The organism is Actinomadura logoneensis (assembly GCF_003428695.1).
Classification (GTDB): Bacteria; Actinomycetota; Actinomycetes; order Streptosporangiales; family Streptosporangiaceae; genus Spirillospora; species Spirillospora logoneensis.
Map to the genome: position 1 here is coordinate 1 of NZ_QURH01000960.1, position 8,398 is coordinate 8,398.

Here is an 8,398-nt window from a genome sequence, read left to right on the forward strand (position 1 = left end):
CCCGCGCCCCCGGCTCCGGCCGAGACGGCGGCCGGCGGCGCGACCGGCTCGGGAGCCGGAAACGGCGCCGGAGCGGGGAACGGTGCCGGAGGTCCGGAGGCGGTGCCCGGCGACAACGGCGGGGCGGGGATCGGCGGGCTGCTGTCCGAGCCGCCCGCCGACTTCACCGACACCATCCTCGCGGGCCGCAAGGTGCTCATCGTCGACGACGACGTCCGCAACGTGTTCGCCCTGACCAGCGTCCTCGAGGGCTACGGGATGGAGGTGTTCTACGCTGAGGACGGACAGGCGGGCATCGACCTGCTGCACCGCAACCCGGATGTCGCGCTCGTCCTGATGGATGTGATGATGCCCGGCCTCGACGGGTACGCCACCACGGCCGCGATCCGCGAGATGCCGCAGTTCGCCGACTTGCCGATCATCGTGATCACGGCCAAGGTGATGAAGGGCGACCGGGAGCGGAGCCTCGCCGCGGGAGCGTCGGACTACGTGCCGAAGCCCGTCGACGTCGACCGCCTGCTGGAGGTCATGCGGGTGTGGCTCGGCCGTTCGGTCATCGGCTGACGCCGCGTCCGCGGGGCGCGCGGTCGGGCGGTGGGGCGGTCGGGCCGGCGCCCCGGCCGCCGGCGGTCGCCGCCGCCCCTCAGCAGGTGCCGCAACGGGAAGGCTAGGTGTGGACGACAAGGCGAAGATCCTGCTCGTGGACGACCGCGAGGAGAACCTCGTCGCGCTCGAGGCGATCCTCAGCTCGCTCGACCAGGACCTGGTCCGGGCCCGCTCCGGCGAGGAGGCGCTGAAGGCGCTGCTCACCGACGAGTACGCGGTGATCCTGCTGGACGTGATCATGCCCGGTATGGACGGGTTCGAGACCGCCCGGGACATCAAACGCCGCAAGAAGACCCGCGACCTGCCGATCATCTTCCTCACCGCGGTCGACAGCGACCCGGACTACGCCTTCCGCGGCTACGCGGCGGGCGCGGTGGACTTCATCTCCAAGCCGTTCGACCCGTGGGTGCTGCGGGCCAAGGTGTCGGTGTTCGTCGACCTGCACAACAAGAACCGGCAGCTCAAGGAGCAGGCGGCGCTGCTGCGCGACCAGGGCGCGCTGCTGCGTGCGGCGCCCTCCCCCGGGCCCGCCCTGCAGCGGCTCGCGGTCGCCCGCGAGCACGCCGCGCGGCTGCGCGACCGCGTCCCGGAGGAACTGCGGCCGGAGGTCGAGGAGCTGGAGCAGGTCCTCTCGGACGCCGCGATCACGCTGAACGCCACGCCGGGCGCCGGGCCCGCGCCGGGAGGTCTGCCGGCGACGGGGGCCGCCGCGCGGCTCAGCGCGTTCGCCGATGCCGGCGGCGACGCCGAGACGGACGCAGACGGCGGCACCGAGGCGGACGGCGGCGGGACCGCGGGGTACGGCGGCGGCGATGATCTCGGGGCCGACGCGGATGCCGATGACGATGACGACGCGGGGGCGGCTGCGGGCGCCGACGTGGAGGCGGACGTCACCGAGGATGCGGACGTCACCGAGGATGCGGGCGCCGACGCGACGCGTTCACGTACCGAGCGTCCCTAACCTCGCAAGAGCGGGCATATCACCCCATCAGCGACTTATTGATCCCCTCGGGTGACGCGTCGCTGTCGGTGCCGCGGGATAGGTTCCGCTGCGGAGGTGGGGCCCATGGACGCCGCCGCTCTGTTCGCCACGGGATTCGGCACCGGACTGCTCGCGGGCGGGACGACGTGCGCCGCCGTGCAACTGGGGCTGCTGACGGGAGCCGTACGCGGGGAGGCGCGGACCGTCCGGCCGGTCGCGGTTTTCCTGTCGGCCAAGCTCGTCACGCACGCCGCGCTCGGAGCACTGCTGGGACTGGCCGGGGCCGCGGTCGAGCCGAGCCCTCGGATCAGGGCGGTGCTGCTGGTCGGCGCGGCGGCGCTGATGGTGCTCTTCGCGCTCGACCTGGTGGGGTTCGGCCCGGTGCGCCGCCTGCTGAGACGGAGCCCGAAGGGCGGCGAGGGCGGCCGGGCCGCCGGGGGCGGCGACGGAGATGGCGCCGGGGGCGGCGACGGAGATGGCGACGGGGGCGGCCGGGACGCGCACTGCGCGCCGTCTCCGGTCTCGCGGACGGGGCGGACGCGGCGTCCCGCGGCTCTCGGGGCGGCGACCGTCCTGGTGCCGTGCGCGCTGACGCTGACGGCCGAGTTGCTCGCGGTGTCGTCGCGGTCGCCGTTCGCCGGGGCCGCGGTGATGGCGGGGTTCGTGCTCGGGACCGCCCCGCTGTTCGGGCTGGTCGGGGTGACCGTCGGTCGGGCGCTGACGCTGCTGCGCGGACGGCTGACGGCGGTGGTCGCCGTGGCGCTGCTCGCCGTGGCGGGCTGGACGCTGCTGTCGGGGCTGCGGCTGGGCGGCTGGCTGCCGGACGGCGGCTCGGAGGCGACCGCCGCCGCGTCCGCCCGGTTCGTCACCACCGACGCGTCGGGGACGCAGCTGATCACCATCTACGCGCTGGACCAGGGGTACCGTCCGGCGGCGCTGACCGCGCGGGCGGGCGTCCGCACCGTGCTCGTGCTGCGGACCGACAACACCCACGGCCACACGCGGGCGTTCACGATCCCGGCACGCGGCCGGGACGTGGTGCTGCCGGTCACCGGCGAGACGCGCGTCGACCTGGGCGTGCCGGGACCGGGACGGCTGCGGTACGTGTGCGCGTCCGGCCACTCCCCCGGCGAGATCACCTTCCGGTGACCCCGCCGGGGACACGCGTCACTCGGACGCGGCGGCCTCGCCGGACGCGGCGGACCCGGCGGCCAGGCGGGCGCGCGCGGCCTCGATCCGCTCCAGGGTCCGCTCGCGGCCGAGGATCTCCAGCGACTCGAACAGCGGGAGCCCGACGGTGCGTCCGGTGACCGCGACGCGGACCGGCGCCTGGGTCTTGCCCAGCTTCAGCCCGTGCGCCGCGCCGACCGCCTCGAGGCGGTCCTTCAGCACGTCGGCCTTCCACTCGGCGTCCCGGTACGCCTCGGCGGCGTCCGCGAGGAGCTGCGCGGCGGGCTCCTTCATGGCCTTCTTCCACGACTGCTCGTCGAAGGGCGGCTCGGGCAGGAACGCGAAGTCGATCATCTGCCCGATCTCCGACAGGACCGCGACGCGGGTCTGCGCGAGCGGGGCGAGCTGGTCGAACACCGCCATGTCGACCTCGAACGGCACGCGCTCGAGGAACGGCAGGCACGCGGCGACGAACTTCTCCACCGGCAGCATCCGGATGTAGTCGCCGTTGATCGCGCGCAGCTTCTTGACGTCGAAGAAGGCGGGCGAGGAGTTCACGTCGTCGATGCGGAACTCGTCCACGATGACGTCCCAGGGGACGATCTCGCGGTCGCCGGACGGGGCCCAGCCGAGCAGCATCAGGTAGTTGCGCATGGCCTCGGCGAGGTAGCCCTCGTCGCGGTAGTCCTCCAGCGCGACCTTGTCGCGGCGCTTGGACAGCTTCTGCCGCTTCTCGTTGACGATGACCGGGACGTGCGCCCAGACCGGCGGGGTGCCCCCGAGCGCCTCCCACAGCAGCTGCTGCTTGGGCGCGTTGGACAGGTGCTCCTCGCCGCGCACCACGTGGGTGATGCCCTGGCTCATGTCGTCGACGGTGTTGGCCAGCAGGAACGTGACCGAGCCGTCGGCGCGGGCGACGACGAAGTCCTCCAGGGCGGAGTTCTTGAAGACCGGCTTGCCGCGCAGCAGGTCGACCACCACGGTCTCGCCCTCGTCGGGGGTGCGGAACCGCAGCGCGCGGCCCGGGCCCGGCTCGAGGCCGCGGTCGCGGCAGAAGCCGTCGTAGCCGCGGTGCGGGTCGCCGGTGCGCTCCACGATCTGGTCGCGGGTGCACTCGCAGTAGTAGGCGCGGCCCTGCTCGCGGAGCGCGGCGGCGGCCTCGGTGTGCTTGTCGGCGTTGGCGGACTGGAAGTAGGGGCCCTCGTACTCGCCGCCGTCCATGCCGAGCCACGCCAGCGCGCGGATGATTCCCTCGGTCCATTCGGGGCTGTTGCGGGAGGCGTCGGTGTCCTCGATCCGCAGCACGAGCGTCCCACCCGACTGCTTGGCCATCACCCAGTTGAACAGGGCGGACCGGGCGCCGCCCACGTGGAACATGCCGGTGGGCGAGGGCGCGAAACGTACTCGGATCGAAGACGCGGAAGACATGTCCCCCAGCGTAGAGCGCTCCGGCCCCCGCTCGCGCACCGCGACCCGCGCTGCGCGGGCTCCCGGTACGGTTCTCGCGGGCGGCGCGGCACGGTTCCCCGGCGATTTCCGGACACGTTCCAGAGGTTTCGGACTCGGCCCTGGGTTTCGGACGCGTGTGTTCCGCCTACTTCCGAGGCCGGCGTGCGGTCAGGGCTTCCAGTACGGGTCGCGTCCGGACAGGCCGACGAGCCGGTCCAGTAGCGGAGCGTCCTCGGGGACGGCGACCTCCGGACCGAACGCGCCGTACTGGCGGCCCATCTCGGCGATCGACGACAGGCCCTCGTAGGAGTACTCGACCAGCCGAGGGTCGAAGCGCGGCTCGATCCCGAGGGCGGTCGCGATGTCCCAGCCGTGCAGGACGCACTCGACGATCATCATCGTCCCGATCACGGCGGCGGGCATGCCCGGCTCGGTGCCGGTGAGGCTCGTCGTGCCGGTCCAGGCGTCCGGGTCCTGCCAGGCGCGGGCGGTGGCGGCGGCCTGCTCGGCGAACCGGTCGGCCCAGCCGGGCTCGGCGGTGAAGTCGTGGTCCTCGTCCGGGCCGCTGGGCGGGGTCTTGGCGGCGGCGTCGGCGGCCCGGCCGTTCCAGAAGACCACGTGGTTGACGGCGGTGCGGACGTCCCAGTCGGAACAGGGCGTCGGTGCGTCCAGCCGGTCCTCGGGCACCTGGCGGACGATCGCGACGACCGCCTCGGCCGCCGGCCCGAACCAGGAACGTCCTTCGATAGCTTGTTCGACCATGTGTCCGACGCTAGCCGTCCGGCGCCGCGAAGTCTTGGAGAAACGCGCCAGGCCAGGCCAGGGCGGGACGGGACGGGACGGTGGGCAGGCTCCCGGACCGGGTCGGGCGCGGGGCCGGCCCGGCGACGGAGAGGGGCGGAGCGGGACGGCCGGCTCAGAAGGTGCCGCCGTCCACGACGATCCGCTGGTCGGTGACGTAGGACGCGGCGTCCGACACCAGGAAGCGGACGACGTCCGCCACCTCCTCCGGAGAGCAGACGTGGCCGTAGGGGGACATCGGGTCCTGGCGGCGGATGTCCTCCACGCCCATCGTGGCGCGCACGAGGCGGCGCCCCATGTCGGTGTCCACGAGGCCGGGGGCGACGATGTTGACGTGCATACCGTGGGCGCGCTCCTCCTTCGCGAGGGTGCGCGCCAGGGCCTCCATGGCGGCCTTCCCCATCGCGTAGGGGGCGCTGAACGGCGGATGGATGCCGGTGATCACGCTCGACACGAAGACCACGTCCGCCCGTCCGGCTGCGCGCAGCAGGGGCAGCAGGACCCGGGTGAGGTGGTGCGGGCCGATCGCGTGCACGTTCATCAGCCGGACGACCTCGGCCGGGTCGGTGTCGGCGACGGCGTTGCCGCGGCTGGCGACCCCGGCGCTGTGCACGAGGATGTCGAGGCGGCCGAAGTCCAGGGCGATGTCGGCGGCCAGGCGGTCGCAGTCGTCCGGGTCGTCCACCGACGCCTGGTAGGCGCGGCCCTCCACGCCCGCCTCGGCGAGGGCGGCGAGGGTCTTGCGGGCGGCCTCCGCGTCGCGCCGGTAGGCGATGGCGACGGTCGCGCCGTCCCCCGCGAGGCCGAGCGCGACGGCCCTGCCGATGCCGCGGCTCCCTCCGGTGACCAGGGCGACGCGTCCGGTGAGAGCACTCATGGATTCTCCTTGGGGCGGGACCGGGCCCTCATCCTGCCCGGTACGGGAGCCGTGGGGGTAAGCAACCGCTGATCCGGGGCGGAGCGGCGGGCGATCGGGGCGCGGGACGGCGCCGGCGCGCGGGACGACCTCGGAGGCGGGACCGGGCCGGTCAACCGGTCACGGCCGGCGGGAGGGGCCGCGCGGACAGCCAGGTGGCGGCCGACGCGATGTGCGCCTCGGTGAGCCCCCGAACCGGATCGACACCGACGAGCAGGTGGTCGCCGACACCGGGTTCCGCGGCCAGTGACGCGGCGGCGTCGGGCTCGTCCTCGAACCAGACGAAGGGGCGGTCGCGGGTCCAGGCGGCGACGTGGCGGGCCTTCCACGACCCGAAGGTCCCGCCCTCCTCGATGCCGGGGAACGGCGGGACGGGGACGAACGGGAGCTCCGGCAGGCCGAGGCGGGGGCCGATCCACACGTTCGCCTCGTCCCGCCAGTAGGTCGCCCACACCAGTTCGGCGCCCGTGTCGGCGGCCAGGTCGCGGAGCATGCGGCCGTGCCGGACGTCCAGCCACACGTTCAGGGCATGTCCGTCGGGGGCGACGCGGTGGCGACGGAACCGCCGGTGCGGGCGGCGCAGCGGGTTCAGCACACCGTCGATGTCCACCAGCACCAGCGCAGTTCCCATGACGGAACGGTACGACGGCCGCCCGAGTGATCCAAGTCTCTTTTATTTACCGAGTTATGGGGCAACGTTTTGACAGTTTCGGGCGGCTGACCGAAACTTCAGCGGGCCGTGACCGAGCACATCCCGTGGAAAGGCGGCAACGAAGCGTGAGCGATCAGGACCTCCGGGCGTCCGCGTCCCCCATGGCACCGCCGGGGAGCACCACGGCACCGGCCGGCACGGTGAGGCGCGGGACGGCCCCGGACCCGACCGCCGGACCGGGGAGCGCGGGAGGCACCACGGCGTCCGGGCGCACCACCGAGTCGGGGCGCACCCCGGTGGTGGACGCCGGCGACGAGGGCTACCGCAAGAGCCTGCAGACCCGGCACGTGAACATGATCGCCATCGGCGGCGCGATCGGCACCGGTCTCTTCCTCGGCGCGGGCGGGCGGCTGCACAGCGCCGGACCGTCCCTGGCCATCGCCTACGCCGTCTGCGGCTTCTTCGCGTTCATGGTCGTGCGCGCGCTCGGCGAACTGGTGCTGCACCGCCCGTCCTCGGGCTCCTTCGTGTCCTACTCGCGCGAGTTCATGGGCGAGAAGGGCGCGTACGTCGCCGGCTGGATGCACTTCCTCAACTGGAGCACCACCGGCATCGTCGACATCACCGCCATCGCGCTGTACCTGCACTACTGGAAGGCGTTCACCACCATCCCGCAGTGGGTGCTGGCGCTGGTCGCCCTCGCGGTCGTGCTCACGGTGAACCTGGTCTCGGTCCGCTTCTTCGGCGAGGTCGAGTTCTGGGCGTCCATCATCAAGGTCGGCGCGCTGGTCGTCTTCCTGCTGATCGGCATCGCGCTGCTCGTGACCGGGCACAAGGTCGGCGGCTACCAGTCGGGGCCGGGCCTGGTGATCGACCACGGCGGGATCTTCCCCAAGGGCGCGCTGCCCATGCTGGTGGTCATCCAGGGCGTGGTGTTCGCCTACGCCTCCACCGAGCTGGTCGGCGTCGCGGCCGGCGAGACCGAGAACCCCGGGAAGGTCATGCCGAAGGCGATCAACTCGATCGTCTGGCGGATCCTGCTGTTCTACGTCGGCTCGGTCGTGATCCTCGCGATGCTGCTGCCGACCGACGTCTACCAGGACGGCGTCAGCCCCTTCGTCACCGTGCTGAGCAAGCTCGGCGTGCCCGCGGCGGGCGACGTGATGAACCTGATCGTGCTGACCGCGGCGCTGTCCAGCCTGAACTCGGGGCTGTACTCGACCGGCCGGATCCTGCGCTCGATGGGCACCGCGGGCTCGGCCCCGCGCTTCACCACCAGGATGAGCCGCCACCAGGTGCCCTACGGCGGCATCCTGATGACCTCGGTGGTCTGCGTCCTCGGCGTCGGGCTGAACGCCTGGGTGCCCAAGGACGCGTTCGAGATCGTGCTGAACCTCGCCGCGATCGGCATCCTCGGCACCTGGACGATGATCATGGTCTCGCACCTGCTGTTCGTCCGGCGGTGCGAGCGCGGCGAACTGGAGCGGCCGTCCTACCGGCTGCCCGGCTCCCCCTACACCGAGATCCTGACGCTGCTGTTCCTGCTGGCCGTCGTGGTCCTGATGTGGTTCGACCACGACGGGGAGGGCCACCGGACCATTCTCGCCCTCCCGGCGATCCTCGCGGCGCTGGTGGTCGGCTGGTTCTGCGTGCGCCGCCGGGTGCACGAGGCCGCCGCCGAGGGTCCGATCTCGGAATAGCGGGCCCGAGGATTCGTCGTAGGCGCCTCGTAGAGTGGATGGCCGCCCGGTCCTGGACCGGGCGGCCATCCCCCATATGAGGAGTATCCGCACTATGGAGCACCAACTCACCCTGATGGCGG

7 protein-coding genes and 1 pseudogene are annotated in these 8,398 nt (G+C 72.8%); 4 read left to right on the plus strand and 4 right to left on the minus strand.

Going from position 1 to position 8,398, the window contains the following annotated elements:
* From DZF91_RS32490 to DZF91_RS32500, 3 genes and pseudogenes are all read left to right on the plus strand, one after another.
* Positions 1-564, plus strand: a 564-nt coding sequence (locus DZF91_RS32490; protein ID WP_147341494.1) for a response regulator, incomplete at its 5' end; no start/stop codon positions are given.
* A 109-nt stretch (positions 565-673) separates the two neighbouring features.
* A pseudogene (locus DZF91_RS32495) lies at positions 674-1,273 on the plus strand (response regulator); the annotation flags it as partial.
* Positions 1,274-1,672: 399 nt separating this feature from the next.
* Positions 1,673-2,737 (plus strand): urease accessory protein UreH domain-containing protein, encoded by a 1,065-nt coding sequence (locus tag DZF91_RS32500; RefSeq protein ID WP_117360877.1) that lies wholly within the window; start codon positions 1,673-1,675, stop codon positions 2,735-2,737.
* 18 nt (positions 2,738-2,755) lie between these two features.
* Here the strand turns inward: DZF91_RS32500 and gltX are convergent, their stop codons facing one another.
* From gltX to DZF91_RS32520, 4 genes are all read right to left on the minus strand, one after another.
* A complete protein-coding gene (gltX, locus tag DZF91_RS32505) occupies positions 2,756-4,135 on the minus strand; it encodes a glutamate--tRNA ligase (protein WP_235834732.1) in 1,380 nt (459 codons plus the stop codon).
* A 240-nt stretch (positions 4,136-4,375) separates the two neighbouring features.
* Positions 4,376-4,969 carry a TIGR03086 family metal-binding protein gene (locus DZF91_RS32510; RefSeq protein WP_117360879.1) on the minus strand — a complete coding sequence of 198 codons (594 nt, stop codon included), beginning with the start codon at positions 4,967-4,969 and terminating at the stop codon, positions 4,376-4,378.
* Positions 4,970-5,123: 154 nt separating this feature from the next.
* On the minus strand, positions 5,124-5,885 hold the full coding sequence (locus DZF91_RS32515; protein WP_117360880.1) for an SDR family NAD(P)-dependent oxidoreductase: 762 nt from the start codon (positions 5,883-5,885) through the stop codon (positions 5,124-5,126).
* Between the two features lie 151 nt (positions 5,886-6,036).
* On the minus strand, positions 6,037-6,555 hold the full coding sequence (locus DZF91_RS32520) for an HAD domain-containing protein (RefSeq protein WP_199487053.1): 519 nt from the start codon (positions 6,553-6,555) through the stop codon (positions 6,037-6,039).
* Between the two features lie 146 nt (positions 6,556-6,701).
* On the opposite strand from DZF91_RS32520, the gene DZF91_RS32525 reads away from it, so the two are divergent.
* Complete coding sequence (locus tag DZF91_RS32525) at positions 6,702-8,276, plus strand: amino acid permease (protein WP_235834731.1); 1,575 nt, start codon at positions 6,702-6,704, stop codon at positions 8,274-8,276.
* Positions 8,277-8,398 lie beyond the last annotated feature (122 nt).